This is a genomic window from Rathayibacter agropyri, from assembly GCF_013249015.1.
GTDB lineage: Bacteria > Actinomycetota > Actinomycetes > Actinomycetales > Microbacteriaceae > Rathayibacter > Rathayibacter agropyri.
The window spans coordinates 102,381-129,104 of sequence record NZ_JABRPL010000004.1 but is presented as its reverse complement, the minus strand read 5'-3'; the positions used below and the strand labels follow the sequence as shown (position 1 = coordinate 129,104).

Here is a 26,724-nt window from a genome sequence, read left to right as displayed (position 1 = left end):
CTTCGAAGTCTGAGATGTCGGGGAGGGGCCGGAGCCTACTGGGCGACCTGGTTGAAGGCGTACGCCTGGGGCTGCTGCGCCGCGTGGGGGTGCTCGGAGCCCGCGTAGACCTTCAGCTTGCGCAGCTGCGCACGGCCGAGGGAGTTCTTGGGGAGCATGCCGCGGATGGCCTTCTCGACGGCGCGGACCGGGTTCTTCTCGAGGAGTTCGGCGTACGTGGTGGCCGAGAGGCCGCCAGGGTAGCCGGAGTGGCGGTAGGCCTTTTTCTGGAGGAGCTTCTGGCCGGTGAGCGCGACCTTCTCTGCATTGACGATGATGACGAAGTCACCCATGTCCATGTGCGGCGCGAAAGTCGCCTTGTGCTTGCCGCGCAGGAGAGCCGCGGCGTGTGTGGCGAGACGACCAAGCACGACGTCGGCCGCGTCGATGACGATCCAGTCGTGCTGGACATCAGCCGGCTTCGGAGAAAAAGTGCGAGTCACGTGAGTGCTGCTTTCTGATCGGAGTGAGGTGTTCGTGGATCCCGCTCCGTGGCTGTTCGACCCGCGAGGGGCCGAACCGATCCGGTGGAGGGCTCAACTTCGGGCGCTCAGCACACGGCCGAAAACACCAAGGGTCGACATTACAGCAAAGCCCCCGTGATCCCAAGCACGGCTCTCGGTGGCGCCGACAGCCTCAGTCCCCGGGCTCCTGCTCCGGCCCCTCCGACCGCGCCGTGCGCTGAGCGCGCGTCAGGACGGCGCGCGCTGCGAGCGCCGCGTCCTCGGGATAATCGACCTCGCGCAGGATGAGGCCGCGAGCCGGCATCACCGCGAACGCGTTCGTCCGCCGAGCCGCGTCGCGCAGCACGGGTACAACCGCCGCGTCGAGCTTGCCCGCGCCGACTGCCACGCAGGCCCCCACGAGGGCACGGACCATGCTGTGGCAGAACGCGTCGGCGCGCACGTGCGCGTGCAGCACGCCGTCGCGGTCCCGCTCCCAGGTGAAGTCGAGCAGGCTGCGGATGGTCGTCGCGCCCTCCCGCGCCCGACAGAACGAGGCGTAGTCGTGCAGGCCGAGGAGCGAGCGAGCAGCGCCGTTCATCGCGTCGAGGTCGAGGGAGTCGGTGATCCAGGTCGTGAACACGCGCTCGAGCGGGTGCCGCATCGAGGAGGCGTCAGCGAGGCGGTACTCGTAACGACGCCAGCGCGCCGAGAAGCGGGCGTCGAATCCCGCCGGTGCCTGCGTCACGCGGTGCACGGAGACGTCGGAGTACTGGCCCAGGATGCCGCGTAGTCGCCGCTCGAGGATCGCGGCAGGGGGCAGCGGCACCTCCGCCGCGCGACGACCTCCGCCGCTCAGCCGGGCCCACTGCTCGGGAGTCAGGTCGACATGGGCGACCTGCGCGCTCGCGTGCACCCCGACGTCGGTACGCCCGGCAACGGTCACGGTCGGGTGCTGCTCGGAGCGCAGCACGAGGGCCAGCGACTCCTCGAGCACCCCCTGCACGGTGCGAAGACCCGGCTGCTTGGCCCAGCCGGAGAACTGCGTGCCGTCGTAGGCCAGATCGAGGCGGACGCGGTACGGCATCCCTCGATCCTAGAGCGGAGTCGCCCTCACGCCACTGTGAGCGGCACGCCGACCGAGGAGCGCCTTTCCCGGCGCAACCACACTCGTCGAGTCCGGCCGTGCCACCGTCCGCACTTCGCGCCAGCGCCACCGCTCGCGGAGACGGCGAGAGCCCCCCGTCCCGTTAAGGACGGAGGGCTCTCGGCCTTTCGGGCGCGACTACTTGGTCTCGCCGGTCTCCTCGACCGGAGCGTCCTGCACCGCGGCGTCGTCGGCGGCAGCGTCCTGCACGGGCGCCTCCTCGACGGCGGTCTCCTCGACGGGGGCGTCGTCCACCGGAGTGGACACGGGCGCCGTGGTGGTGCGCGACTTCTTTACCTTCGGAGTCACGGGCTCGAGGACGAGCTCGATGACGGCCATCGGCGCGTTATCCCCCTTGCGGGGACCGATCTTGGTGATGCGGGTGTAGCCGCCCTCGCGCTCGGCGACGAGGGGAGCGATCTCGGTAAAGAGCTCATGAACGACCGACTTGTCGCCGATCGTCGCGAGGACGCGACGGCGGGCGTGCAGGTCGCCGCGCTTGGCGAACGTCACCAGACGCTCGGCGAGTGGGCGCAGGCGCTTGGCCTTGGTCTCGGTCGTCTTGATGCTCTTGTGCGTGAACAGGGCCGCGGCCAGGTTCGCGAGGAGCAGACGTTCGTGTGCGGGACCGCCTCCGAGGCGGGGGCCCTTGGTGGGCTTGGGCATGGGTTTACTCCAGTACTAAAAGGGGTGTCAGCAGGTCGAACGCGAGGAACCACAGGCTCCGGGGCGAGAGACCTAGATGCTCTCGTCGTCGTAGCTGTAGAAGTGGGCACCGTCGAACCCGGGAACCGAGTCCTTGAGCGACAGGCCCAGCTCCGTCAGCTTCTCCTTGACCTCATCCACCGACTTCTGACCGAAGTTGCGGATGTTCATGAGCTGCGTCTCCGAGAGGGCGACGAGCTCGTTCACATTGTTGATGCCCTCGCGCTTGAGACAGTTGTAGCTGCGCACCGAGAGGTCGAGGTCCTCGATGGGCATAGACAGCTCAGTCGACAGGACAGCATCGACCGGCGCGGGGCCGATCTCGATGCCCTCGGCCGCATTGTTCAGCTCACGGGCGAGCCCGAAGAGCTCGGTCAGCGTGCGTCCTGCAGAGGCGATCGCGTCGCGGGGCGTGATCGCGGCCTTGGTCTCCACGTCAACGACCAGGCGGTCGAAGTCGGTGCGCTCCCCGGCACGGGTGGCCTCGACGCGGTAGGTGACCTTCAGGACGGGCGAGTAGATCGAGTCGACCGGAATCTGGCCGGCCTCGGAGAACTCGCTGCGATTCTGGGTCGCCGAGACGTAACCGCGGCCGCGCTCGATGGTGAGCTCGAGTTCGAACTTCGCCTTGTCATTGAGCGTGGCGATGACGAGTTCCGGGTTGTGGATCTCGACACCGGCCGGAGCCGAGATGTCGGCGGCGGTGACCTGACCGGCACCCTGCTTGCGCAGGTAAGCGGTGATCGGCTCGTCGTGCTCGGACGAGACGACGAGTCCCTTGATATTCAGGATGATCTCGGTGACGTCCTCGCGGACCCCGGGAACGGTCGTGAACTCGTGCAGGACTCCGTCGATGCGGATGCTGGTGACAGCGGCGCCGGGGATGGAGGACAGCAGGGTGCGACGCAGCGAGTTGCCGAGCGTGTAGCCGAAGCCGGGCTCGAGGGGCTCGATGACGAAGCGGGAACGGAACTCCGAGATGTTCTCCTCGGTGAGCGTCGGACGCTGTGCGATAAGCACTGATGATTCCTTTCGATCACGTGTCCGCTATATGACACGTGCGTTTACGAGGTGTGGAGTTGTGAAAGAAATGCGCGATCCGCCGGACGGCCCCACTCCCCGCTGTACCAGCGGATCGTGCGGCCGACCGACGGCTGCGAGTGCTGCTTAGACGCGGCGACGCTTCGGCGGGCGGCAGCCGTTGTGCGCCTGCGGAGTGACGTCGTTGATCGAGCCGACCTCGAGGCCGGCGGCCTGGAGCGAGCGGATCGCGGTCTCACGACCCGAGCCCGGGCCCTTGACGAAGACGTCGACCTTCTTCATGCCGTGCTCCTGCGCCTGACGCGCAGCCGACTCGGCGGCGAGCTGCGCCGCGAACGGCGTTGACTTGCGCGAGCCTTTGAAGCCGACTCCGCCGGACGAGGCCCAGCTGATGACGGCCCCGGCGGGGTCGGTGATCGAGACGATCGTGTTGTTGAACGTCGACTTGATGTGGGCCTGACCCACTGCGATGTTCTTCTTCTCCTTGCGGCGCGGCTTGCGCGCAGCCGACTTGGGGGTAGCCAATTCTGTATCTCCTCTAGGTCCGTGTCGCCCGCGTTACTTGCGGCCGGCCTTCTTCTTGCCGGCGACGGTGCGCTTGGGTCCCTTGCGGGTGCGCGCGTTCGTCTTGGTGCGCTGTCCACGGACCGGGAGGCCGCGACGGTGACGGAGGCCCTGGTACGAGCCGATCTCGACCTTGCGGCGGATATCGGCGGCGACCTCACGGCGGAGGTCACCCTCCACCTTGTAGTTGCCCTCGATATGGTCGCGGAGGGCGATGAGCTGGTCGTCGCTCAGATCCTTGACGCGGGTGTTGCCGTCGATCCCGGTGTCGCTGAGGGTCGCGAGCGCGCGAGTGCGGCCGACACCGTAGATGTAGGTCAGTGCGACCTCCACGCGCTTCTCGCGCGGGATGTCTACTCCTGCCAGACGTGCCATTGTGGCTTCTCCTGTGAGTGAGTGGAGGTATGAAGCAGCACCGGTGCCTCGGCCTCCGACCGAAGGTGTCCTCGCCGTCCACCCCGGCCGAAGCCGGAGTGCTGCGCGATTTCTGGTGCTGCGGGGGTATTCACTTGCTCGTCGTGCTCAGTCGGGGCGGCGTGCCACCCTGGCGCTTCCTTGCCGAAGCGGCGGGACTAGCCCTGTCGCTGCTTGTGGCGCGGGTTGCTACTGCAGATGACCATCACGTTGCCGTGGCGGCGGATGATCTTGCAGTGATCGCAGATGCGCTTGACGCTGGGGTTGACCTTCATTGTTCTTGTCCTTGATTTCGCTGGCGTCGTGCTCCCGGCGGATGCCGGGGCCGTTCCTTACAGGACACACACGTCGCGAACGTCAGCGGAGCGAACGCCTACTTGTAGCGGTAGACGATCCGGCCGCGGGTCAGGTCGTAGGGGCTCAGCTCCACGATCACCCGGTCCTCGGGGAGGATCCTGATGTAGTGCTGACGCATCTTGCCCGAGATATGGGCGAGAACTTTGTGTCCGTTGGTCAGCTCCACGCGGAACATCGCGTTGGGGAGCGCCTCGACAACCGCACCTTCGATTTCGATGACACCGTCTTTTTTGGCCATAGCCTCACTGTCGTTCGGAAGTAGTGTGTGTACTGGTCGTGCGAATGTTTCCGCGACGATCCACCACCGGGCGAGAGCCCGGATCGGGGTTCGCGGGCATGCCAGAGCACGCGCAAAACACCAAGGGTCGATAATACGCGAATCGTCGACGATTCGCCAGCTCGGGCGTGTCGCTGCTCGTGGCGGCGCGGAGTGCACTCCGGCACGGCGCCTCGTCGCCGGATCCGGTGCCTTGCGCCGGGCTCCCTGGTCGCTCCGCCTAGGCTTGCCCCGTCGAGCGGAGGGACAGCAGATGGCGCGCAGGACGAGGACGACAACCGGGGGACGACGCTGGTACGCGCATCCGGTGGTCACTGTGGTGGTGGCGATCGTGGTCATCGCGCTGGTGCAGACCTTCTTCGTGAAGGTGTACACGGTCCCCTCGGGATCGATGGAGAACACGCTCCAGGGCGGAGGCTTCTTCGGCGATCGGATCCTGGTCGACCGGACCCTGGAACTCCAGGGCGGTCCCGAGCAGGGGCAGATCGTCGTCTTCTCGCGCGATGCGCGGTGGGGAGCGAGCGACTCCCCCGGCAGCGCCCTGTCCGAGGTGGTCAAGACCTTCGGCGACGTCACCAGCATCGGCCCCTCGCACGAGGAGTTCCTCGTCAAGCGGCTGATTGCCGAGGGCGGGCATACCGTCTCGTGCTGCGACGCGGAGGGCCACGTCCTCGTGGACGGTCAGCCGCTCGACGAGTCCTACGTCTTCGAGAACTTCCCGTTCACGCCGGGAACCCTTGACTGCACCACCAGTCCCGCTTCCTTGCGGTGCTTCCAGGAGTACACGGTGCCCGAGAACTCCCTCTTCGTCCTCGGCGACCACCGCTCCAACTCGAACGACTCCCTCGGCGAGTGCCGCGGAGCCTCCGGCCCAGTCGACTCCTGCGTCAAGACCGTCCCTCTCGACCGCGTCACCGGCCGTGTCTTCGCTGTCGCCTGGCCACTCACCCGCTGGCACCTCTTCTAGCGCCCCTCCCCCTCCCCTCCCGCCCGCGAAATGTCGCGAGATGCCCCCGAACGGACGAGATCCCCCGCCTCGGCAGAGGATCTCGTCCGTTCACCACGATCTCGCGGACCGCGGAGGGGTTGAGGGGTCAGGGGCGGAGGATTGCCACGAGGTGGGGGAACAGCGGATGCTCGGCGGACAGGCCCGTGACGTCGGCGACGAACTCCTCCGGCGAGAGCGCCGCCAGCTTCTGCTTCAACTCAACGCTTTGCGGATCCTCCGGCACGTCAAAGCGCAGCGCAGCGCCAATGGCCGCAATCAGCCCTTCGGGAACCCGCCCGCGCTCCGCGAGCTCGGCCGCCGGCCCGATGAACCGCTCATGCCGCGAGAGCTTCCGCAGCGGCTGGCGGCCCACCCGATCAACCGTATCCGTCAAGTACGGATTAGCGAAGCGCTTCAGCGTCTTCTCGAGGTACGCCTGCTGCTCCGCATCGCTGAAGCCGTGCTTCGCAACGATGAGCGCCTTCGTGTCCTCGAGCGCCGCCCTCACCGCGTCGCGCACCTCGGGCAGCGCGAGCGCATCCGAGAGCTTGTGCGCTCCCGCTGCGAAGCCGACGTAGGCCGCCGTCGCGTGGCCCGTGTTCACCGTGAAGAGCTTGCGCTCAATAAACGGCTCCAGGTCGTCCACGTAGGTCGCGCCCGGGAGCTCCGGCTCGCTGCCCTCGAAGGGCGTGCGATCAATGACCCACTCGAAGAATGTCTCGACGGTAACGTCCAAGCCCTGACCCGGCTCCTGGTTCGGCACAATGCGGTCGACCGCCGTGTCGGCAAAGACGGCCCGCGAGCGCACGAGCTCCCACTCGTCCGCGCCCAGGTTCGCCGCGACTTCGGCCTGGAGCAAGCGGGTCGCGCTGATCGCGTTCTCGCAGGCCATGACCGCCAGCCGCGGTGCCGACTCCGCGCGGGCGGCGAGGCCCTTCGCAATGACCGGCGCGACGAAGCGGAGGATGTTCGGTCCGACGGCCGTCGTCACAATGTCGGCGGCGGCGATCTCACGCACGAGCGCCTCCTCGTCGGCGGAGGAGTCGATCGCGCGGAAGCGGTCAACGAAGTGGGTCGTCGGCTCCTCCCCCACCTCGTGCACCTCGTAACCGTCGGCGGCGGCAAGCTGACCAATAAGGTCCGCATTGACATCGGCGAAGACGATTTCATATCCGGCGCCGTGCAGGATCAGGCCAACGAAGCCGCGGCCGATGTTGCCGGCGCCAAAATGGACGGCGGTGGCCATCAGGAGTTGACCTCGCCCAGCAGGCTGTAGAGCGCTTGCGCATCGGGGGCATCGAGAAGCTTCTGCACCTCGTCCTCCTCCGAAAAGATGATGGCGATCTTGGAGAGGATCTCGAGGTGCTCATTGTTGACCCCGGCGATGCCGACGACGAAGCGCACCTCGTTGCCGTCCCAGTCAATCGGCTGCGCGTAGCGGACGAACGAGAGGGCAGACGAGCGGATCTCGTCCTTCGCGTCATTGGTGCCGTGCGGAATGGCGAGGAGGTTACCCATATAGGTCGAGACGGTCGCCTCGCGGGCGAGCATGGCCTCGTAGTAGGCGGGGGTGACCGCGCCGACTCCCACGAGCATGTCGGCGGCCTCCTTGATGGCGGCCTCCTTCGTCGTGGCGGTGCCGGAGGCGTTGATCTGTCCGATGGTGAGCACTTCGCTCATGGCGTGCGTCCTTCCGTAAAGGTGCTGACAGCGAGGGAACCCGCGGGGGCGAGCGGAGCGGGTCCGCTCTGTCGCACCCTACGGGTTCCCTTCGAGGAGGTGGCGTACTACTTGCCGTGCTGCTCCGCGACCAGCGAGACGACCTCGTCGTACTTCGGGCTGTTCATGAAGTTATCGACGGAGACGTGGATGGCGCCCGGAGTGCGCTGGCGGGCGCGCTCCGTGAGTTCGGCCTGGGTGATGACCAGGTCCACGTCGTCCTCGAGCGCCGCGATCGCCTTGTTGGTGACCGTGACGTCCTCATAGCCCGCCTTCTTCATTTTGTTGCGCAGCACCGAGGCGCCCATGGCGGAGGATCCCATGCCGGCGTCGCAGGCGAACACGATGGAGCGGACCTGGGTCGCGGTCACCGTGGCCCCCGCGGTCGAGGCGCCGGTGGAGTCCTGCGGGGCATTAGCTCCGCGGGCGTTGATGAGCGAGCCGACGGCGCTGTCCTTGCCCTTGTTGGCCTCGTTCGCGGCGACGGCGGCGGCGAGCTTGTCGTCGTTCTCCTCCGCAGCGGCGAGGTCGCGCGTGCGGCTCGCTCGCAGGATCACCGAGGCGACGAGGAACGACACGGCGGTGGCGAGAATCACCGAGAGGATCACGCCGAGGAAGCTGTCGTTCGCGGTCTGCAGGAGCACCGCGATGATCGAACCGGGCGAGGCGGGGGCGCGGAGGCCGGAGTTGAAAGCGACGTTCGTCGCGACTCCGGTCATGCCGCCGAGGATAACGGCGGCGAGCAGGGCCGGCTTCATCAGCACGTACGGGAAGTAGATCTCGTGGATACCGCCGATGAAGTGGATGATCGCTGCACCGGGAGCGGAGGCGCGGGCGGCGCCGACGCCGAAGATCGAGAACGCGAGCAGGACGCCCATTCCGGGGCCGGGGTTGGCCTCGAGGAGGAAGAGGAAGGACTTGCCCGTCTCCTCCGCCTGCTGCACGCCCAGCGGGGTAAGCACGCCGTGGTTGATCGCGTTATTGAGGAACAGGATCTTCGCCGGCTCGATGAAGATCGACGTCAGCGGGAGCAGACCGGCGTTGACCAGCCACTCCACGCCGACTCCGAGTGCACCGGAGAAGGCAGCGATGACCGGCGCGACGCCGAGGAAGGCGAGGACCGCAAGAAGCAGGCCGAGAATTCCGGCCGAGAAGTTGTTGACCAGCATCTCGAAGCCGGGCTTGATCTTGCCGTCCCAGAGCGCGTCGACCTTCTTCATCAGCCATGCCGAGAGCGGGCCCATGATCATGGCCCCGATAAACATTGGAATGCCAGCGCCGACGATGACGCCCATGGTCGCGATGGTGCCAACCACTCCTCCGCGCGCGCCGTAGACCATGCGGCCACCGGTGTTCGCAATGAGGAGCGGGAGGAGGTAGGTGATCATCGGGCCGACGAGTCCGACGTTCACCACGTCGGGGTCGGTGCTCCAGCCGCCAAGCTGCTGAACCCAGGTGGCGTCGACACCGAGAAGCGGGAGCCATCCGGTCTGGATGAAGAGGGCCGTGATGAAGCCCCAGGCGATGAAGGCCGCGATGTTCGGCATGACCATTCCCGAGAGGAAGGTGCCGAAGCGCTGGACGTGGACGCGCGCTCCACCGCGCGTCGACGTCGCTGACGTCGTTGTCATGTGGTGTGTTCTCCGATTTCTAGGGCCGGGTGACCGAGACCTTCCTGAGGCGTCCCGACTCCCGAATGGCGGGGTGGTGCAGTAGTGGTGGTGCTGGGGGTGGGTCGAGCGGGTCCACGGATCAGGAGGCGGCGATCGCCTCCGTCACCGCGGAACGGGCGTCGGCGGCGCTATCGGCCGCGAGCGCGAGCTCCGCGTACCGTTTCGCATCGGCGAGGGTGTGCTCGGCCAACTCGGCGCGCACGTCTGCGAGAGCTGACGGCGACATCGAGAGGGTCGTCGCACCGAGGCCGACGAGGACCACGGCGAGCAGCGGATCTGCTGCGGCCTCGCCGCAGATACCGACGGGTTTGCCCAGCGCCGCTCCCGCGCGGCCGACCTCGCCGACGAGGCGGAGCACGGCCGGGTGCCACGGGTCCTGGAACGCCGAGACGGTGCCGAGCATCCGGTCCGCAGCAAGCGTGTACTGGGTGAGATCGTTGGTGCCGATCGAGGCGAAGTCAGCGACTCCGAGGATCCGGTCGGCGAGCAGCGCGGAGGAGGGGACTTCCACCATCACACCAGCGGTGCGGATGCCGAGCTCCCGCGCCATCGACGTGAAATAGCGGGTCTCGTCGACGGTCGCGACCATCGGCGCCATGACCCACAGGTCGGCATCGGTGGCGGCGTCGGCCTGCGCAAGGGCGGTGAGCTGGTCGCGCAGGATCTGCTCGCTGGCACGGAGGGCGCGCAACCCGCGCAGCCCCAGCGCCGGGTTCTCCTCGTGGTTGTCGTTGAGGAAGCTCAGCGGCTTGTCGGCACCCGCGTCGAGTGCGCGGACGACGACCTTGCGGCCGGGGAAGGCGGCGAGCAGGCGGGTGTACTGCTCGGCCTGCTCGGCGACGGTCGGCGCTTGCTTCGCGTCAAGGAAGAGGAACTCGGTCCGGAACAGGCCAACGCCTTCGGCTCCGAGCTCCACTGCATTCGCGGCTCCGTCGGCCGAGCCGAGGTTCGCGAGCAGCGGCACGGCGTGGCCGTCGGCGAGGGCGCCAGGGATGACCGGAGCGGCGAGCATCGCCGCGCGCTCGGCAATCGAGGTCTTGGCGGCGCTGATCTCGGTATCGGATGGGTTCACCGTCACGACGCCGGAGGAGGCGTCGAGGATCACGAGCTGCGCGTCTCGCAAGTCGAGGGCGCCGGATGTGCCGACGATCGCGGTGATCGACTTCTCCCGGGCAAGGATCGCGGTGTGCGAGGTCGGACCGCCGTCGCTGGTGATCAGGCCGAGCACCTTATCGAGATCGAGCAGGGCGGTGTCAGCCGGAGCGAGATCGCGGGCGACGAGCACGAACGGCTCGTCCGACTCAGGAACACCGGGAGCGGCGACGCCGCGCAGATGGGCGACGACGCGCTGGGAGACATCGTCGAGGTCGGTCGCGCGCTCGGCCATGTAGCCGCCCATCGCCACGAGAAGGTCACGAAAGCCGGCGAAGGCCTCGTGCACGGCGCGCTCGGCGGTCTTGCCCCCGGCGATCCGCGCCTTCACGTCCTCGGCGAGCGATGGGTCCTCGGCCATGAGGGCCTGTGCGTCGAGAACGTCCTTCGCCGACCCACCGGCCCGCTCACCACGGTGGCGAATCGTCGCGGCGGTGGCAGAAAGCGACGAGACCGCGCGCTCCTCCTCCTGGACGACGGTGCGGGTGCTGGCGACGTCCTCCGGCTCGGGGAGAGGCTCGGGCATGCGCAGAACCGGCCCGAGGGCCAGTCCTCGTCCGACTCCGGTGCCCTGGAGCTTGGCGGAGGCGTAGGCGGTCTGAGGAGTGGACAGCGTCATGGGTGCTCGTTCCTGTCGTGCTCTCCTGGGTGAGGAGCTGGGTAATCGAGTGGAGGGAGTCGGAATCGAGACCGCGGCCGGGTCGTCCTACTCAGAAGGGGTGGGATGCGACCTCGTGAGGATCGCCCTCGCGGACCGCGATCGTCCCCGACGGATTATGACGCCGTCAGGAGTCGTGATCCGTCGAAAGGAACGTGGCGAGCTCCTCGAGCACGGCCTCCTCGTTGTCGCCCTCGACGCTGACAGTGAGCGCGTCGCCGTGCTCGATGCCGAGAGAGATAATCCCGAGGATCGACGCGGCGTTGACCGGGGTGGCGTCGCCCTTCGCGATCAGGACCTTCTGACCCGACTTCGCCGCGGCCTGGCTGAAGAGCGAGGCGGGGCGGGCGTGAAGGCCCTTTGATGATGCAACCTGCACGGTGCGTTCAACCATGAACGTTTCTCCTTGAATTTGCAGCGATGACTGCATCAGTGGTGCCCGGAGTCGGGCTCGGCGTCCGGGCGGGTGGAGGAGTCCCTGTCCGTTCCCGCGACGACCGCGCGAGCGGCGAAGAGGATGGGCAGGTTCTCGAGCACGGCATCGGCACCGTGCGCTCCGAAGACGTCGTGCGGGAGGAGGGCAGCCGCGGCTCCCACATTCTCCGCGCGGAGGCGGAGTACGTCGAACTGCGACTCGAGGTGCGGACCCACCAGCAGGACGTCCGCATCGGGGAGAGACTCCTCGAGACCCGTGAGGGTCTCGGATCGGAACACAGCATCCATGCCGTGTTCCTTCGCGCCCGCTCTGAGCCGGTGGGCCAGAAACGTGCTCGATGCGCCCGCACCGCAGACGATAAGGATCTTCCGCACCGCGTTCGCCTCCTCGCGTCCGGGTCGTGGTCCATCCAAGCATCCGCGACGAGGAGTGCGGGAGTGACGGAGACAATCTTCCGCGGGGGCGGAAGCCACGGCGGCGCGGGGGCTCCCCCGTGTCCTACCGAGGTGATTGACTGCCAGGACGTACGACCCGCTGCCCGCTCCGAGCGGGCCCGCGGCGGGGTCATGGCGCTCCTCGCGTCCGCTCCGGTCCGCACGCCTGGAGCCTGATGCCTGACAACCGCGAACGACTGCTGGAGTACCTCTCCCGTGCCGACGGCTGGGTGACCGCGCACGAGCTGGCCGACCGGCTCGGGGTGACGACCCGCAGCGTCCGCAGCTACGTCACCGCGGTCAAGGCGCAGGCCGCTCCGCTGGAGCCCGTCGAGTCCTCCGCCAACGGCTACCGTCTCGCGCGCGATGCCTACGCCGCGTTCCTCGACGCGCAGCGCAGCCGGGACGTGGAGCCGGATACCCCACGCGACCGGCTGTACAGCATCGTGCGCCGGCTGGTCGAGAATGACGAGGGACTTGACGTGGTCCCCCTCGCCGAGGTGCTGTCCGTGAGCGAGTCGACCATCGATGCGGATCTGCGGCGGGTGAAGGCACTCGCCGACGAAGCAGGACTCAGCCTGCTCCGCCGCGGCCCCGCCGTGCGGCTGGAGGGCAGCGAGGAGGCGCGTCGCCGCTTGATCTCACGGATGTTCCGCGACGAGAGCGCGCAGGGTGTGTTCACGCTTGACGATGTGCAGCGCGAGTTCGCCTCCCCCGGCCTTGGCGCGTTCAAGACCGAGCTGTTGGCCGCGCTCGAGAGCCGCGGCTACTACATCAATGACTACGGAGTGAACAGCGTCCTGTTGCACATCGCGATCGCGGTCGACCGGGTCGCGCGAGGCATCGGGGACCCCTCCGGCTCCCGCCCCTCCCCCGCGGTCCACGGCGAGCTGGCCGCGCTGCTGGCGGAACTGGTCGAGCGGCACTTCGTGACGCGTTTGACCGACGCCGAGCTCGCGCAGCTCGCGATCCTGATGACGACCCGCGTGGCGACCCCCGGGCAGAACGAGCCGGTCGCCTCGGTAGCCGAGAACTATCTCGACCCGGAGGACCTGGCCGTGGTCCGCGCCCTCGTCGCTGACGTCCACCGCGAGTACCTCGTCGACCTGGACGATGAGGGTTTCATCGTGCGGCTCGCCCTGCACGTCCGCAATCTCGTCGCCCGCGCCTCCGAGGGCGGCTACTCGCGAAACCCGCTGACGCGCTCCATCAAGACCAGCTACCCGATGACATACGAGATCGCGGTGTTCCTCGCCAGTGGATTGCAGCGCCGGCGCGGTATCGCGGTGAATGAGGACGAGATCGCCTACATCGCCCTGCACGTCGGATCCTTCCTGGAGCGCGTCTCGCGGCGGGAGGAGCGGCTCTCGTGCGTCATCGTGTGCCCGAACTACTACGACCTCGCGCACATGCTGCGGCTCCGGGTCGAACGGTCGCTGGGAACCGAGGTCGAGGTCCGCTCCCTGATAACGCGCAGCGATGTCGATTGGGATCGGCTGACCGCCGACCTCGTGCTCACAACGATCGCCGAGCGGCCCTACGCCGATGACGTGGTCGTCGTGCAGCCCTTTCTCACCGATCACGACGTGGAGACGGTGCGCCGGGCGATCGCGCGCGTCCGCAGACACCGGCGCCGGGCGCAGATTAAGGACGAGCTGCTGCAGTTCTTCGACGAGTCACTGTTCTATCGCAACGTGCACGCCCGCGACGAAGCGGCGATGATCCGGATGCTCGGTCGACGCATGATCGCCGGCGGCATCATCGACGAGGACTACGTCGCCGGGGCGATCGAGCGGGAACGGATGAGTTCGACGGCATTCACGGATAACCTCGCCGTGCCGCACGCGATGGCAATGAGCGCGCGCCGCACGTCCATCGCAATCGTTGTCAACGACGCTCCGATGGAGTGGGGCGAGCAGCGGGTCAACGTCATCGCGATGATCGCGTTCGCGTCGGCAGGGCGCAGCACCTTCCAGTCGGTCTTCGACCAGTTCGTCGAGGTCTTCGCGGAGCGAGCGGAGGTGCAGCGCCTGGTCCGTCGCTCCACCGACTTCGCAGCGTTCATCGAGGAGCTGGTCCGGGTGATCGACAGCTGACCGGCTGACCCCGCCAGCCCGGTCGGAGGGCCTGTCGAGTGCGTCGCCCACATCGCCATCGCGTCGAGGAGCCCTCCCGTGGCACAGTGCGTGTCGCGATCGCCCCGCGCCCCTGGCGGCTCGGCACACTCGGTCGTGATTCCGACGACAGGACAGGCAACGACAGCAACGACAGGACAGGCGATGACCACCACCGAGCGCAGCCCCAAACCGGATGCCCAGCACAACCAGCGCGCTCAGATTCCGGTAGCCCGCATCGTCCTCTCCTTCGTCGGATTGGGTGTCGGCTGGATCACCGGCTTCGTCGGTGTGTTCAGACGAGTGTTCAGCAGCTCGTCCGATGCCTCGACCCGCGCCTTCTTCTGGACGATGCTCGTGGCCGTGGCCGTCGCTGCCGTTCCTGCGCTCGTCCTGCTCGTGGAAGCCATCCTGCGCCTTCACCCCGCCCGCCGGCAGAGCGTCGGCGCCAGCGTGACCAGCATGAGCTGCCTCCTCCTCCTCGCCGTCACCCTCGGCCCGCCCCTCGCCTGGGCGATCCCCGATTTCCACCGGTTGCAGGAGAGGCTGAGCCGCCCGCTGACCGCCACGGAGTCCTCGATCAGCCTTGACGAGCTGACCACAACCGTTCAGGAGCTTGTCGACCGGACCACCGGCGTGACCGGTGTGGACTCCACGCACGACGCTGTCTCCCTCACGACCGAGTCCTGCGTGCTCAGTAACACGTCATCTGGTCGTCGGATCACCACGGTCACGTCGGAGCACTCGGAACTGCCCACCGATCCTCAGGCCGCGCTCGACGCCGTTGCAGCCCTGTGGCGCGACCGGGGCTACGAGCCGCTGCGCGCCCCCGAGAGTGTCGCCCTGGTTGACGAAGACGGACCGGTCGAGTTCGTGCGCCTCGGCTACGGCATCCCTCGGTTCGGCACATCGTCCGAGTTCTCGTTCGAACTCCTGTCGATCTGCGTTCCGGAGTAGGGACGGCCGATCCTCAAGCGATCGGCGTCGGTACGATCCCGTACTGCGCGAGCCCCGCAGCGCCGCCGTCGGCAAGCGTCGTGACCCAGATACCGTCGCGGTGCACGGCAACGGAGTGCTCCCAGTGCGCGGCCGCGCTGCCATCCTCGGTCGCCACCGTCCACTCGTCCTCGCGCACCACAGTCTCGGCGCCGCCCGCGGTGACCATCGGCTCGATCGCGACGACGAGACCGGGCTTCACCTCCGGACCGCGCTGACGAACCCGGTAGTTGAAAACCGGCGGCGCCTCATGCATCGACCGACCGATGCCGTGGCCTATGTAGTCGGTGAGGATCCCGTACACGCGACCGGTCCGCTCCGCCTCGTCCTCGACGTACCCCTCGATCGCAGCGCCGACCTCATTGAGGTGCCGGGCGGAGGCGAGCGCCGCGATCCCACGCCAGAGCGAGCCCTCGGTCACCCGCGACAGTTCGGCGCGCGCCGCAACCTCCTGCTGTCGGGACGGATCGGGCAGAACCAGGGTCATCGCGGAGTCGCCGTTCCAGCCGTCGACCTCGGCGCCACTGTCGATCGAAACGATGTCGCCCGGCTCGAGCACACGGTCGCCCGGGATGCCGTGCACGACCTCGTCATTGACCGACGCGCAGATCGTGTGCCGGTAGCCCGGGACGAGCTGAAAGTTCGAGCGCCCTCCGCGCTCTACGATCGCCGCTTCGGCGATGGCGTCGAGTTCGAGGGTCGTGACGCCAGGACGAAGTGCGGCGCGCACCGCGTCCAGCGACGCGGCCGTCGCCAGTCCGGGAGAGATCATTGCCCGCAGTTGGGCGGGCGTCTTATAGAGGGAAGAGCGCAGCGCCACGATCAGGCGGCCGGATTGTCGAGACGGCCCACACGGTGACCCTCAAGCGCGACGACAATCCGTTCGGTGACCTCCTCGACCGGGCCGAGCCCGTCGACGACGACGACGATACCGCGGGCGGCGTAGACGTCGATCAGCGGAGCAGTCTGCTCCTCGTAGAGCGCGAGACGGCGGCGGATGACCTCCTCGGTGTCGTCACTACGACCCTGCTCGTGCGAGCGCTTGAGCAGGCGGGTGACGACCTCGTCGGGGTCTGCGGTGAGCTGGACGACCGCGTCGAGGCGGTTGTGATCGGCGGCGAGGATCCTGTCGAGCTCGTCGACCTGTTCCGTCGTCCGCGGGTAGCCGTCGAGCAGGAACCCGGTGGACACGTCGGCCTCCTGCAGCCGGTCGTGCACGATCGCGTTGGTCAGCTCGTCGGGCACGTAGCGGCCCGCGTCGAGGTAAGTCTTCGCCTGGAGACCGAGCTCGGTCTCGTTCGCGACATTCGCGCGGAAGATGTCGCCGGTCGAGATGGCCGGCACCTCGAGAATGTCGCTGAGCCGGGCGGCCTGGGTCCCCTTGCCTGCGCCCGGAGGGCCGATCAGCAGGAGACGGAAGCCGACCGGATCTGAGCTCATCGGAGGAGTCCTTCGTAGTGGCGTTGCTGCAGCTGGGAGTCGATCTGCTTGACCGTCTCCAGTCCGACTCCGACGATGATGAGGATCGAGGTGCCACCGAACGGGAAGTTCTGGTTCGCACCGACCAGCGCGAGAGCGACGAGCGGGACCAGCGCAATGAGGCCCAGGTAGACCGACCCGGGCAGGGTCACGCGCGTGAGCACGTAGTTGAGGTACTCGGCGGTCGGGCGGCCGGCGCGGATGCCGGGGATGAAGCCGCCGTAACGCTTCATGTTGTCGGCTACCTCGTCGGGGTTGAAGGTGATCGCGACGTAGAAGTAGGTGAATCCAACGATCAGGAGGAAATACAACGCCATGTAGAGCGGGTGGTCGCCCTTGGTGAGGTAACTCGTGATCCACGACACCCAACCCGGGGCCGCCTGGCCTGCGCCCGGCTGGTTGAACTGCGCGATGAGCGCGGGCAGGTACAGAAGGGACGAGGCGAAGATGACGGGGACGACGCCGGCCATGTTGACCTTGATCGGGATGTAGGTGTTGTTGCCGCCGTACGTGCGCCTGCCGACCATCCGCTTGGCGTACTGCACCGGGATCCGCCGTTGCGACTGCTCCACGAACACGACGGCGACGACGAGCACGAGCCCCACACCGAGAACGAGGAGGAAGGTCTCGAAGCCGCGCGACTGCGCGATCGACCAGAGGGAGGTCGGGAACTGGGCGGCGATCGAGGTGAAGATCAGCAACGACATGCCGTTGCCGATTCCGCGCTCGGTGATGAGCTCGCCCATCCACATGATGATTCCGGTGCCGGCGGTCATGGTGATGACCATGAGCAGGATGGAGTACCACTCATCGGTGATGATGAGCGCCGAGCACTCCGGCACTCCGGAGTTGCCGAACAGCGCACCCGAGCGGGCGACGGTGATGAGAGTGGTCGACTGGAGGACGCCGAGCGCGATCGTGAGGTAACGCGTGTACTGCGTGAGCTTGCCCTGACCAGACTGACCTTCCTTGTACAGGGTCTCGAAGTGCGGGATGACCACGCGCAGCAGCTGGACGATGATCGACGCCGTGATGTACGGCATGATCCCGAGCGCGAAGATCGACAACTGGAGCAGGGCCCCGCCGCTGAAGAGGTTCACCAGCTCGTAGAGCCCCGAGGTGCCCTGGTTACCCGCGAGACACGCCTGCACGGCGCTGAAGCTGACGAACGGAGCAGGGATGAAGGACCCCAGCCGGAAGATCGCCACGATCGCGAGAGTGAAGCCGATCTTGCGGCGGAGGTCGGGGGTGCGGAAGATCCGCGCTACGGCGCCAAACACTACCTAGGGTCTCCTGCTCAGTTCTGTGGTGCGGGATACAGGTCGAGCTTGCCACGCGCTCCCTGAGGGAGTCGGCGTGACAAGCTCGACCGGCAAGCTGCTGGTGCTACTTGATAGATCCGCCCGCAGCGACGATCTTCTGCTCGGCGGAGCTGGAGACCTTGTCGACCGCGACGTTCAGCTTAACCGCAATGTCGCCGTCCCCGAGGACTTTGACCTTCTCGTTCTTGCGGACGGCACCCTTGGCGACGAGGTCGCTGACGGTGACCTCCCCACCCTGGGGGTAGAGATCCGCGAGAGCGGACAGGTTCACGACCTGGTACTCGACCCGGAACGGGTTCTTGAAGCCGCGGAGCTTCGGGGTGCGCATGTGCAGCGGCATCTGCCCACCCTCGAAGCCGATGCGCACCGTGTAGCGAGCCTTGGTGCCCTTGGTGCCGCGCCCGGCGGTCTTGCCCTTCGAGCCCTCGCCGCGACCGACGCGGGTCTTGGCCTTCTTGGCTCCGGCAGCGGGGCGGAGGTGGTGGACCTTGAGCACGTGCTCCCTGGTCGTCGGCGCCGCCGCGCCCTTGGTGGTGGACGCCGACGCGGGAGTCGTGGACTCCGCGGCGGCGTTGTTCGTCTCAGCCATTAGTCAATCTCCTCGACCTTCACCAGATGGGCGACGGTCTTCACGTATCCGCGGTTCTGGGCGTTGTCCTCGCGGACCACGCTCTGACCGATCTTCCTGAGGCCGAGCGAGCGCAGCGTGTCTCGCTGGTACTGCTTCTCGCTGACCTTCGACTTGACCTGGGTCACCTTGAGCTGGGCCATCAGGCACCTGCCTTCGCGTTGGACGCGGCGGCGAGGGCGTCGGCCTCGGCACGGACGAGACGGGCCGGAGCGACCCGGTCGAAGTCGAGACCACGACGAGCGGCGACGGCGCGCGGCTCCTCGAGCTGCTGGAGAGCCTCGACGGTCGCGTGGACGATGTTGATGGTGTTCGACGAGCCGAGCGACTTGCTCAGGACGTCATGGATGCCGGCGCACTCGAGGACGGCGCGGACGGGACCACCGGCGATAACACCGGTACCCGCGGCGGCGGGGCGCAGGAGCACGACACCGGCAGCGGCCTCACCCTGGACGGGGTGCGGGATGGTCGATCCGACGCGCGGAACACGGAAGAAGTTCTTCTTCGCCTCCTCGACGCCCTTGGAGATCGCGGTCGGGACCTCGCGGGCCTTGCCGTAGCCGACGCCCACCAGTCCGTTGCCGTCTCCGACGACGACGAGCGCGGTGAAGCTAAAGCGACGACCGCCCTTGACGACCTTCGACACGCGGTTGATGGTCACGACGCGCTCGAGGAACTGGCTCTTCTCGGCGTCACGGCCGCCGCGGTCGCGGCCACCCTGGTTGCGGTCGCGGCCGCCGCGGCGGGGCTCACGAGCCTCCTGCTGCGGCTGCGTGGATGCAGCGGTTTCGACGGGGGCCTCCGACACAGCGACGACCTCGGGTTCCTTGTTTTCTGCGGCGCTCACAGGTTGAGCCCTGCCTCTCGTGCTCCATCGGCGATCGCGGCGACGCGACCGGCGTACTTGTTGCCTCCGCGGTCGAAGACGACCGCCTCGACACCGGCGTTCTTGGCGCGCTCGGCGACGAGCTCGCCGACCTTGCGGGCCTTGGCGGTCTTGTCACCGTCGAACACGCGCAGGTCGGCCTCGAGGGTCGACGCCGACACGAGGGTGCGGCCCTGTGCGTCGTCGACGATCTGCACGAAGACGTGACGAGCCGAGCGGTTGACGACGAGGCGGGGGCGCTCGGCGGATCCGACGACCCTCTTGCGCAGACGGTCGTGACGACGACCGCGCGCAGCGGACTTGCTCTTTCCTCTGGTTCCGAGTCCCATGATCACTTACCGCTCTTTCCGGCCTTGCGGCGAACGACCTCGCCGGCGTAGCGCACGCCCTTGCCCTTATAGGGCTCGGGCTTGCGGATCTTACGAATGTTGGCGGCCACCTCACCGACGGCCTGCTTCGAGATGCCGTGCACAGTGAGCTTGTTGTTGCCCTCGACCGTGAACGAAATGCCTACGGGCGGGGTGACGACGACCGGGTGCGAGAAACCGAGCGCGAACTCGATGTCCGAGCCCTTCGCCAAAACGCGGTAACCGGTACCGACGACCTCGAGGCCCTTGGAGTAGCCCTGCGTGACACCGATGATGTCATTTGCAATGAGCGTCCGGGTGAGGCCGTGAAGCGAGCGCGACTCGCGCTCGTCGTCAGGCCGTGAGACCAGGACCTGACCGTTCTCGACGGAGACCTGAATGGGGCTGGCGACCGGGACGGTCAGCTCGCCCTTCGGGCCCTTGACGGTCACCGCGGAGCCGGCGACGGAGACATCGACGCCCGCCGGGATCTCGATGGGGAGTCTTCCAATACGCGACATGAGGGATTACCACACGTAGGCGAGGACTTCCCCACCCACGCCCTTCTTCTCGGCCTGGCGGTCGGTCAGCAGACCGCTCGACGTGGACAGGATGGCGACGCCGAGGCCGCCGAGCACGGTGGGGATCTCGGCCGACTTCGCGTACACGCGGAGGCCGGGCTTCGAGACCCGCTTGATGCCCGCGATGGAGCGCTCGCGGTTGGGGCCGTACTTGAGGGAGATGGAGAGCGTCGTGCCGACGCGCGCCTCCTCGACCTTCCAGTCGGCGATATAGCCCTCGGTCTTGAGGATCTCGGCGATGTTCGCCTTGAGCTTCGAGCCGGGGAGAGTGATGGAGTCGTGGTGCGCGGAGTTCGCGTTACGGATTCTGGTCAGCAGATCTGCGACCGGATCAGTCATGGTCATGGCTGATGGTGCCTTTCTCGCCTGGTTTCGACACCCTTTACAAGAGTGCCGACCTGTGGTGTGGGACGGCGCCGACGACGTCGACGCCCAATGCGGCCGCGCGAACGCAGGCCAACGAGCAATGGTACATGGCCGATGGTCTGCGGTCGAGGACCGTTTGTGCCTGCGACGATCCGAAGATCGCGGCAGGCTGTGGTGCACGATGACGCCGGCCGAACGGAGCTGGACCGACGGCCGACACACCACGAGGCCGGGGGCGGTTCTCACCGTCCCCCGGCCTCGAGGCTATTGCTTACGCGTTGTCCGAGGACTTGAACGGGAAGCCGAGCTGCTTGAGCAGCGCGCGTCCCTCGTCATCGGTCTTCGCGGTGGTCACGACGGTCACGTCGAAGCCGCGAACGCGGTCAATGCGGTCCTGGTCGATCTCGTGGAAGATCGACTGCTCCGTGATGCCGAAGGTGTAGTTGCCGTTGCCGTCAAACTGGCGGTCCGAGAGACCACGGAAGTCGCGGATACGCGGCAGCGCCACCGAGAGCAGGCGGTCCAGGAACTCCCACGCGCGGTCGCCCCGGAGGGTGACGTGCGCGCCGATGGCCTGACCCTCGCGCAGCTTGAACTGGGCGATCGACTTGCGGGCCTTCGTGACCTGCGGCTTCTGACCGGTGATGGCGGTGAGGTCCTTGACCGCGCCGTCGATGATCTTGCCGTCGCGGGCAGCCTCGCCGACGCCCGTGTTCACGACGACCTTGACCAGGCCGGGGACCTGGTGCACATTGCCGAAACCGAACTGCTCCTTGAGAGCGGGGATGATGTCGGCCTGGTACTTGGCCTTGAGCCGCGGCTGAACCTTCGCAGCCACTGCGGTGGTGTCAGTCATTACAGTTCCTCACCCGACGCCTTCGCGTAGCGCACGCGAACGGTCTTGGTCACGCCGTCCTTGGTGACGGCCACGTTGCGGTGGCCGACCCTGGTCGGCTTCTTGGTCTTCGGGTCGACGAGCGCGACGTTCGAGATGTGGATCGACGCCTCGACGGTCTCGATGCCGCCCTCCTTCGAGCCTCGCTGCGTCTGGCCGACGCGAGTGTGCTTCTTGACGAAGTTCACACCCTCGACGACAACGCGGTTGCGCTCGACCAGTACCTCGAGGACCTTGCCCTGCTTGCCGCGGTCTCCGCCGCGCTCCTGGGTAGCCCCCGAGATGACCTGGACGAGGTCACCCTTCTTGATCTTGGCCATGACTAGATAACCTCCGGTGCCAGCGAGACGATCTTCATGAACTTCTTGTCGCGGAGCTCGCGACCGACCGGTCCGAAGATGCGGGTACCGCGGGGGTCCCCGTCGTTCTTGAGGATGACGGCGGCGTTCTCGTCAAACTTGATGTACGAGCCGTCCGATCGACGGGTCTGCTTGATGGTTCGGATGATGACGGCCTTGACCACATCGCCCTTCTTGACGTTCCCACCGGGGATCGCGTCCTTGACGGTGGCAACGATGACGTCACCGAGACCGGCGTATCGGCGGCCGGAGCCTCCGAGGACTCGGATGGTGAGGAGCATCTTGGCGCCGGTGTTGTCGGCGACCTTGACTCGGGATTCTTGCTGAAGCATGTGTCTCTCCTGCTAACTCAAGTAGGCCGCGGCCTACTTGGCCTTCTCGAGGATCTCGACCAGGCGCCAGCGCTTGGAGGCGCTGAGGGGACGGGTCTCGCTGATGACGACGAGGTCACCGATTCCCGCGGTGTTCAGCTCGTCGTGAGCCTTGACCTTCGAGGTGCGGCGGATGACCTTGCCGTAGAGGGGGTGCTTCACGCGGTCCTCGACCTCGACGGTGATGGTCTTGTCCATCTTGTCGCTGGTGACGTAGCCGCGGCGGGTCTTGCGGTATCCGCGAGCGCCCTCCTGCTTGACGTCATGGGCGGCCGACTCGTGGCCGGCGGTGTCATTGACGGTTGCCATTACTTGGCCTCCTCTGTCGACTCGGTCGCCTCGACCTCGGCCTTGGCGGCCTTCTTGGTCTTGGGCTTCTTCTCCGCCTTGGCCGGGGCCTCGACGGGTGCGGGGGTGGCGCGGATACCCAGCTCGCGCTCACGGATGACCGTGTAGATGCGGGCGATATCGCGCTTGACGGCACGGAGGCGGCCGTTGGTGTCGAGCTGGCCGGTGGCCGACTGGAAGCGAAGGTTAAACAGCTCTTCCTTGGCTTTCTTCAGCTCGGTGACGAGACGCTCGTCCTCGAAAGTGTCGAGCTCGGCGGGTACGAGCTCCTTGGATCCGATCGCCATTACGCGTCTCCCTCCTCGCGCTTGATGATGCGTGCCTTGAGGGGCAGCTTGTGGATGGCACGGGTCATGGCCTCGCGAGCAAGCTGCTCATCGACACCGGCGACCTCGAAGAGGACGCGGCCCGGCTTGACGTTCGCGACCCACCACTCCGGCGAGCCCTTACCGGAACCCATGCGGGTCTCGGCGGGCTTCTTGGTCAGCGGGCGGTCGGGGTAGATGTTGATCCACACCTTCCCGCCGCGCTTGATGTGGCGCGTCATGGCAATACGAGCGGACTCGATCTGCCGGTTGGTCACATAGGCGGGGGTGAGGGCCTGGATGCCGAACTCACCGAACGACACCTTGGTGCCGCCGGTGGCCTGGCCGGAGCGGCCCGGGTGGTGCTGCTTGCGGTGCTTGACTCGACGCGGAATCAACATGGTTATGCCTCAACTCCTGCTGCGACCGGCGCCTCGCTCTGCTGGCGGGGTGCACGGCGGGGACGGTCGCTGCGCTCGGGGCGCGACGACTTGCTGTTCGCCTGCTCGCGGGCGAGCTCCTTGTTGGTGATGTCGCCCTTGTAGATCCAGACCTTCACGCCAATGCGGCCGAAGGTCGTCTTCGCCTCGTAGAAGCCGTAGTCGATGTTCGCGCGGAGAGTGTGCAGCGGCACGCGTCCTTCGCGGTAGAACTCCGAGCGGCTCATCTCGGCGCCACCGAGGCGGCCGGAGACCTGGATGCGGACGCCCTTGGCGCCAGCGCGCTGCGCGCCCTGCAGACCCTTACGCATCGCGCGGCGGAAAGCCACACGGGCGGAGAGCTGCTCGGCAATGCCCTGAGCGACCAGCTGAGCCTCGGCCTCGGGGTTCTTGACCTCGAGGATGTTGAGCTGAATCTGCTTGCCCGTGAGCTTTTCGAGGTCGGCGCGAATGCGCTCGGCCTCGGCGCCACGACGACCGATCACGATGCCCGGGCGGGCGGTGTGGATGTCGACGCGGACGCGATCGCGGGTGCGCTCGATCTCGATGCGGGCAACGCCTGCACGGTCGAGCTGCGTCGCGAGGAGACGGCGGATCTTGACGTCCTCGGCGAGGTAGTCGCTGTACCGCTGGCCCTTCTTGGTGCTGTCGGAGAACCAGCGCGACACGTGGTCGGTGGTGATTCCCAGACGGAAACCGTAGGGGTTTACTTTCTGACCCATTACTTGGTCCCCTCCTCAGGAGTGGCCAGCACGACGGTGATGTGGCTGGTGCGCTTGTTGATGCGGAAGGCACGACCCTGAGCACGGGGCTGGAATCGCTTGAGGGTGGTTCCCTCATCGACGAAGGCGCGGGACACGAACAGGTCCTGGTCGTCGAGGTACTCGTTCGAGGCATCGGCCTTGACGCGAGCGTTGGCCATCGCCGAGGCGACGAGCTTGTAGACGGGCTCGGACGCGCCCTGCGGCGCGAACTTCAGGATGGCAAGTGCCTCCTGAGCCTGCTTCCCGCGGATCAGGTTCACGACACGGCGAGCCTTCTGGGGGGTGACGCGGATGTGTCGCACGCGTGCGATCGACTCCACCATTTCTCTCCTCCTTCTCGTCGCCGCTTAGCGGCGACGGCCCTTCTTGTCGTCCTTCTCGTGACCGCGGAAGGTCCGAGTAGGGGCGAACTCGCCGAGCTTGTGGCCGACCATGGTCTCGGTGACGAACACAGGGATGTGCTTGCGACCGTCGTGGACCGCGATGGTGTGACCCAGCATCGCCGGGATGATCATCGATCGGCGCGACCAGGTCTTGATGACGTTCTTGTTGCCGGCTTCGTTAGCGGTGAACACCTTGCGGAGCAGGTGGTCGTCAACGAAGGGGCCCTTCTTGAGACTGCGAGGCATCTTCTACAACTCCTACTTGCGCTTCTTACCGGCGGTGCGGCGGCGAACGATGAGCTTGTCGCTTTCCTTATTGGGGCGACGGGTGCGTCCCTCGGACTGACCCCAGGGGCTGACCGGGTGGCGTCCACCGGACGTCTTGCCCTCTCCACCACCGTGCGGGTGGTCGACCGGGTTCATCGCGACGCCGCGGACGGTCGGGCGAACGCCCTTCCAGCGCATGCGACCGGCCTTGCCCCAGTTGATGTTCGACTGCTCGGCGTTGCCGACCTCGCCGATCGTGGCGCGGCAGCGCGCATCGACGTTGCGGATCTCACCCGACGGCAGGCGGAGCTGCGCGTAGGGACCGTCCTTGGCGACGAGGCGCACCGAGGTGCCGGCCGAGCGGGCGAGCTTGGCGCCGCCTCCCGGCTTGATCTCGATGGCGTGGATGACCGTACCGGTCGGGATGTTACGCAGCGGCAAATTGTTGCCGGGCTTGATGTCGGCGCCGGCACCCGACTCCACGATGTCGCCCTGCGAGAGCTTGTTCGGGGCCAGGATGTAGCGCTTGGTGCCGTCCACGAAGTGGAGCAGCGCGATGCGCGCCGTGCGGTTGGGGTCGTACTCGATGTGAGCGACCTTGGCGTTGACGCCGTCCTTGTCGTTGCGACGGAAGTCGATCAGGCGGTACTGGCGCTTGTGGCCACCACCGATGTGACGCGTCGTGATGCGGCCGGAGTTGTTGCGGCCACCGGTCTTGGACAGCGGGCGCAGGAGCGACTTCTCGGGCGTCGAGCGAGTGATCTCGGCGAAGTCGGCAACGCTGGAGCCGCGGCGACCGGGGGTCGTGGGCTTGTACTTACGAATAGCCATTGTCTGTTTCCTCTACGCTTCTTCGGCTCAGCCGACGCTCGTGAAGATGTCGATGGAGCCGGACTTCAGCGTGACGATCGCGCGCTTGGTGTCCTTGCGCTTGCCGGTGCCGAACTTGGTGCGGCGGGTCTTGCCCTGGCGGTTCAGCGTGTTGATCGATGCGACCTCGACGCCGAAGATCTTCTCGATGGCGAGCTTGATCTCGGTCTTGTTCGAGCGCGGGTCGACCACGAAGGTGTACTTGCCCTCGTCGATCAGGCCGTAGGACTTTTCCGAGACCACCGGGGAGATGATGACGTCGCGGGGGTCCTTGTTGAACGCGGCGGACTGGCTCATGCGTTCACCTCTTCCTTGTTGGACTCGACGCCCGACTTGGCCGCGATGAACGCGTCGAGCGCGCCCTTCGAGAACACGATGTCGTCGGAGACGAGCACGTCGTACGCGTTGAGCTGGTCGGCCGGCAGGATGTGCACGAACGGCACGTTGCGAAGCGAGAGCTCGGCGATGAAGTCGTCGCGCTCGAGGACCACGAGGACGTTCCGCGACACCTGGAGGGAGTCGAGGAGGACGAGGACGTCCTTGGTCTTCGGGGTGTCGCCGAGGGCGAGGGACTCGACCACATGGATGCGGGCACCGCGCGCGCGATCCGAGAGAGCGCCGAGCAGCGCGGCGGCGATCATCTTCTTGGGGGTCCGCTGCGAGTAGTTGCGGGGTGTCGGTCCGTGGACCACGCCACCACCGGTCATGTGCGGGGCGCGGATCGAGCCCTGACGTGCGCGACCGGTTCCCTTCTGCTTGAACGGCTTGCGACCGGCTCCGGAGACCTCACCGCGGTTCTTCGTGGAGTGGGTTCCTTGACGCGCTGCGGCCAGCTGGGCCACGACGACCTGGTGGATCAGAGGGACGTTGGTCTGAACATCGAAGAGCGCGGCGGGAAGCTCGATCGAGCCCGCCTTCTGGCCCTTGACGTCGATGATGTCGACAGAGGTAGCCAT

38 protein-coding genes are annotated in these 26,724 nt (G+C 67.0%); 3 read left to right on the top strand and 35 right to left on the bottom strand.

The genetic code is table 11. The features are described from left to right. Positions 1 to 35: 35 nt before the first annotated feature. From rplM to infA, 8 genes are all read right to left on the bottom strand, one after another. Positions 36 to 482, bottom strand: coding sequence for a 50S ribosomal protein L13 (gene rplM, locus HRF29_RS11630; RefSeq protein ID WP_173248953.1), 447 nt, complete (start codon positions 480 to 482; stop codon positions 36 to 38). 193 nt (positions 483 to 675) lie between these two features. Further along, complete coding sequence (locus tag HRF29_RS11625; RefSeq protein ID WP_173248951.1) at positions 676 to 1,569, bottom strand: tRNA pseudouridine synthase A; 894 nt, start codon at positions 1,567 to 1,569, stop codon at positions 676 to 678. 198 nt (positions 1,570 to 1,767) lie between these two features. Further along, on the bottom strand, positions 1,768 to 2,295 hold the full coding sequence (rplQ, locus tag HRF29_RS11620) for a 50S ribosomal protein L17 (RefSeq protein ID WP_173248949.1): 528 nt from the start codon (positions 2,293 to 2,295) through the stop codon (positions 1,768 to 1,770). Positions 2,296 to 2,367: 72 nt separating this feature from the next. Next, complete coding sequence (locus tag HRF29_RS11615; RefSeq protein ID WP_173248947.1) at positions 2,368 to 3,354, bottom strand: DNA-directed RNA polymerase subunit alpha; 987 nt, start codon at positions 3,352 to 3,354, stop codon at positions 2,368 to 2,370. Positions 3,355 to 3,501: 147 nt separating this feature from the next. Beyond that, entirely contained in the window at positions 3,502 to 3,900 is a 399-nt protein-coding gene (rpsK, locus tag HRF29_RS11610) for a 30S ribosomal protein S11 (RefSeq protein ID WP_056037257.1), read from the bottom strand. Between the two features lie 33 nt (positions 3,901 to 3,933). Next, on the bottom strand, positions 3,934 to 4,314 hold the full coding sequence (rpsM, locus tag HRF29_RS11605; RefSeq protein ID WP_173248945.1) for a 30S ribosomal protein S13: 381 nt from the start codon (positions 4,312 to 4,314) through the stop codon (positions 3,934 to 3,936). A gap of 197 nt (positions 4,315 to 4,511) precedes the next feature. Further along, on the bottom strand, positions 4,512 to 4,628 hold the full coding sequence (rpmJ, locus tag HRF29_RS11600; RefSeq protein WP_055787164.1) for a 50S ribosomal protein L36: 117 nt from the start codon (positions 4,626 to 4,628) through the stop codon (positions 4,512 to 4,514). A 98-nt stretch (positions 4,629 to 4,726) separates the two neighbouring features. After that, positions 4,727 to 4,948 (bottom strand): translation initiation factor IF-1, encoded by a 222-nt coding sequence (gene infA / locus HRF29_RS11595; RefSeq protein WP_022883252.1) that lies wholly within the window; start codon positions 4,946 to 4,948, stop codon positions 4,727 to 4,729. 292 nt (positions 4,949 to 5,240) lie between these two features. On the opposite strand from infA, the gene lepB reads away from it, so the two are divergent. Continuing rightward, the gene (gene lepB / locus HRF29_RS11590; RefSeq protein ID WP_173248943.1) at positions 5,241 to 5,954 is read left to right on the top strand and encodes a signal peptidase I; all 714 of its coding nucleotides are present in this window, start codon (positions 5,241 to 5,243) and stop codon (positions 5,952 to 5,954) included. A gap of 127 nt (positions 5,955 to 6,081) precedes the next feature. On the opposite strand, the gene HRF29_RS11585 is transcribed toward lepB, so the two are convergent. The 6 genes from HRF29_RS11585 to HRF29_RS11560 form a co-directional block, all read right to left on the bottom strand. Continuing rightward, entirely contained in the window at positions 6,082 to 7,221 is a 1,140-nt protein-coding gene (locus HRF29_RS11585; RefSeq protein WP_173248941.1) for a mannitol-1-phosphate 5-dehydrogenase, read from the bottom strand. After that, positions 7,221 to 7,655: a PTS mannitol transporter subunit IIA gene (locus HRF29_RS11580; RefSeq protein WP_173248939.1), complete on the bottom strand. Its 435-nt coding sequence runs from the start codon at positions 7,653 to 7,655 to the stop codon at positions 7,221 to 7,223. The genes HRF29_RS11585 and HRF29_RS11580 overlap by 1 nt, the downstream gene beginning before the upstream one ends. A gap of 107 nt (positions 7,656 to 7,762) precedes the next feature. Beyond that, entirely contained in the window at positions 7,763 to 9,325 is a 1,563-nt protein-coding gene (locus HRF29_RS11575; protein ID WP_173248937.1) for a PTS mannitol transporter subunit IIBC, read from the bottom strand. A gap of 121 nt (positions 9,326 to 9,446) precedes the next feature. Then, positions 9,447 to 11,138, bottom strand: coding sequence for a phosphoenolpyruvate--protein phosphotransferase (gene ptsP, locus HRF29_RS11570; protein ID WP_173248935.1), 1,692 nt, complete (start codon positions 11,136 to 11,138; stop codon positions 9,447 to 9,449). Between the two features lie 166 nt (positions 11,139 to 11,304). Next, positions 11,305 to 11,571: an HPr family phosphocarrier protein gene (locus HRF29_RS11565; protein ID WP_173248933.1), complete on the bottom strand. Its 267-nt coding sequence runs from the start codon at positions 11,569 to 11,571 to the stop codon at positions 11,305 to 11,307. Positions 11,572 to 11,606: 35 nt separating this feature from the next. Next, the gene (locus tag HRF29_RS11560) at positions 11,607 to 11,987 is read right to left on the bottom strand and encodes a PTS sugar transporter subunit IIC (RefSeq protein ID WP_173248931.1); all 381 of its coding nucleotides are present in this window, start codon (positions 11,985 to 11,987) and stop codon (positions 11,607 to 11,609) included. A gap of 236 nt (positions 11,988 to 12,223) precedes the next feature. Between HRF29_RS11560 and HRF29_RS11555 the strand changes: the two genes are divergently transcribed. Together HRF29_RS11555 and HRF29_RS11550 are read left to right on the top strand one after the other, a co-directional pair. Further along, positions 12,224 to 14,143, top strand: coding sequence for a BglG family transcription antiterminator (locus tag HRF29_RS11555; RefSeq protein ID WP_173248929.1), 1,920 nt, complete (start codon positions 12,224 to 12,226; stop codon positions 14,141 to 14,143). 183 nt (positions 14,144 to 14,326) lie between these two features. Continuing rightward, complete coding sequence (locus HRF29_RS11550) at positions 14,327 to 15,118, top strand: hypothetical protein (protein ID WP_173248927.1); 792 nt, start codon at positions 14,327 to 14,329, stop codon at positions 15,116 to 15,118. Positions 15,119 to 15,131: 13 nt separating this feature from the next. On the opposite strand, the gene map is transcribed toward HRF29_RS11550, so the two are convergent. From map to rplD, 21 genes are all read right to left on the bottom strand, one after another. Continuing rightward, positions 15,132 to 15,977, bottom strand: a complete 846-nt coding sequence (map, locus tag HRF29_RS11545) for a type I methionyl aminopeptidase (protein ID WP_173248925.1) — start codon at positions 15,975 to 15,977, stop codon at positions 15,132 to 15,134. A 2-nt stretch (positions 15,978 to 15,979) separates the two neighbouring features. Then, positions 15,980 to 16,597, bottom strand: a complete 618-nt coding sequence (locus HRF29_RS11540) for an adenylate kinase (protein WP_173248923.1) — start codon at positions 16,595 to 16,597, stop codon at positions 15,980 to 15,982. Then, positions 16,594 to 17,916 carry a preprotein translocase subunit SecY gene (secY, locus tag HRF29_RS11535; protein WP_104265214.1) on the bottom strand — a complete coding sequence of 441 codons (1,323 nt, stop codon included), beginning with the start codon at positions 17,914 to 17,916 and terminating at the stop codon, positions 16,594 to 16,596. The genes HRF29_RS11540 and secY overlap by 4 nt, the downstream gene beginning before the upstream one ends. A gap of 106 nt (positions 17,917 to 18,022) precedes the next feature. After that, positions 18,023 to 18,547 (bottom strand): 50S ribosomal protein L15, encoded by a 525-nt coding sequence (gene rplO / locus HRF29_RS11530; protein ID WP_173248921.1) that lies wholly within the window; start codon positions 18,545 to 18,547, stop codon positions 18,023 to 18,025. Continuing rightward, a complete protein-coding gene (gene rpmD, locus HRF29_RS11525; RefSeq protein WP_173248919.1) occupies positions 18,547 to 18,729 on the bottom strand; it encodes a 50S ribosomal protein L30 in 183 nt (60 codons plus the stop codon). The genes rplO and rpmD overlap by 1 nt, the downstream gene beginning before the upstream one ends. Next, a complete protein-coding gene (gene rpsE, locus HRF29_RS11520; protein ID WP_343043728.1) occupies positions 18,729 to 19,433 on the bottom strand; it encodes a 30S ribosomal protein S5 in 705 nt (234 codons plus the stop codon). The genes rpmD and rpsE overlap by 1 nt, the downstream gene beginning before the upstream one ends. Then, a complete protein-coding gene (rplR, locus tag HRF29_RS11515; RefSeq protein WP_104265229.1) occupies positions 19,430 to 19,801 on the bottom strand; it encodes a 50S ribosomal protein L18 in 372 nt (123 codons plus the stop codon). The genes rpsE and rplR overlap by 4 nt, the downstream gene beginning before the upstream one ends. 2 nt (positions 19,802 to 19,803) lie before the next feature. Next, on the bottom strand, positions 19,804 to 20,340 hold the full coding sequence (gene rplF, locus HRF29_RS11510) for a 50S ribosomal protein L6 (RefSeq protein ID WP_173248917.1): 537 nt from the start codon (positions 20,338 to 20,340) through the stop codon (positions 19,804 to 19,806). Between the two features lie 6 nt (positions 20,341 to 20,346). After that, positions 20,347 to 20,745 carry a 30S ribosomal protein S8 gene (gene rpsH, locus HRF29_RS11505; RefSeq protein ID WP_068209423.1) on the bottom strand — a complete coding sequence of 133 codons (399 nt, stop codon included), beginning with the start codon at positions 20,743 to 20,745 and terminating at the stop codon, positions 20,347 to 20,349. 292 nt (positions 20,746 to 21,037) lie between these two features. Next, entirely contained in the window at positions 21,038 to 21,622 is a 585-nt protein-coding gene (gene rplE / locus HRF29_RS11500; protein WP_068209425.1) for a 50S ribosomal protein L5, read from the bottom strand. Continuing rightward, positions 21,622 to 21,981 (bottom strand): 50S ribosomal protein L24, encoded by a 360-nt coding sequence (gene rplX, locus HRF29_RS11495; RefSeq protein WP_173248915.1) that lies wholly within the window; start codon positions 21,979 to 21,981, stop codon positions 21,622 to 21,624. Before rplX ends, rplE begins: the two co-directional genes overlap by 1 nt. A gap of 2 nt (positions 21,982 to 21,983) precedes the next feature. Further along, the gene (gene rplN / locus HRF29_RS11490) at positions 21,984 to 22,352 is read right to left on the bottom strand and encodes a 50S ribosomal protein L14 (protein WP_173248914.1); all 369 of its coding nucleotides are present in this window, start codon (positions 22,350 to 22,352) and stop codon (positions 21,984 to 21,986) included. A 33-nt stretch (positions 22,353 to 22,385) separates the two neighbouring features. Next, complete coding sequence (rpsQ, locus tag HRF29_RS11485; RefSeq protein ID WP_104265221.1) at positions 22,386 to 22,700, bottom strand: 30S ribosomal protein S17; 315 nt, start codon at positions 22,698 to 22,700, stop codon at positions 22,386 to 22,388. Continuing rightward, complete coding sequence (rpmC, locus tag HRF29_RS11480; protein WP_173248912.1) at positions 22,700 to 23,026, bottom strand: 50S ribosomal protein L29; 327 nt, start codon at positions 23,024 to 23,026, stop codon at positions 22,700 to 22,702. Before rpmC ends, rpsQ begins: the two co-directional genes overlap by 1 nt. Continuing rightward, complete coding sequence (rplP, locus tag HRF29_RS11475) at positions 23,026 to 23,445, bottom strand: 50S ribosomal protein L16 (RefSeq protein WP_068209436.1); 420 nt, start codon at positions 23,443 to 23,445, stop codon at positions 23,026 to 23,028. Before rplP ends, rpmC begins: the two co-directional genes overlap by 1 nt. A gap of 2 nt (positions 23,446 to 23,447) precedes the next feature. Continuing rightward, positions 23,448 to 24,206 carry a 30S ribosomal protein S3 gene (gene rpsC / locus HRF29_RS11470; protein WP_068209439.1) on the bottom strand — a complete coding sequence of 253 codons (759 nt, stop codon included), beginning with the start codon at positions 24,204 to 24,206 and terminating at the stop codon, positions 23,448 to 23,450. Next, a complete protein-coding gene (gene rplV, locus HRF29_RS11465) occupies positions 24,206 to 24,571 on the bottom strand; it encodes a 50S ribosomal protein L22 (RefSeq protein ID WP_082480979.1) in 366 nt (121 codons plus the stop codon). The genes rpsC and rplV overlap by 1 nt, the downstream gene beginning before the upstream one ends. A 24-nt stretch (positions 24,572 to 24,595) precedes the next feature. Then, entirely contained in the window at positions 24,596 to 24,877 is a 282-nt protein-coding gene (gene rpsS / locus HRF29_RS11460) for a 30S ribosomal protein S19 (RefSeq protein WP_055787078.1), read from the bottom strand. Between the two features lie 12 nt (positions 24,878 to 24,889). Then, positions 24,890 to 25,729 (bottom strand): 50S ribosomal protein L2, encoded by an 840-nt coding sequence (gene rplB / locus HRF29_RS11455; protein ID WP_055787074.1) that lies wholly within the window; start codon positions 25,727 to 25,729, stop codon positions 24,890 to 24,892. 27 nt (positions 25,730 to 25,756) lie between these two features. Continuing rightward, positions 25,757 to 26,065, bottom strand: a complete 309-nt coding sequence (gene rplW / locus HRF29_RS11450; RefSeq protein WP_068209445.1) for a 50S ribosomal protein L23 — start codon at positions 26,063 to 26,065, stop codon at positions 25,757 to 25,759. Then, positions 26,062 to 26,724, bottom strand: a complete 663-nt coding sequence (rplD, locus tag HRF29_RS11445; protein WP_173248910.1) for a 50S ribosomal protein L4 — start codon at positions 26,722 to 26,724, stop codon at positions 26,062 to 26,064. The genes rplW and rplD overlap by 4 nt, the downstream gene beginning before the upstream one ends.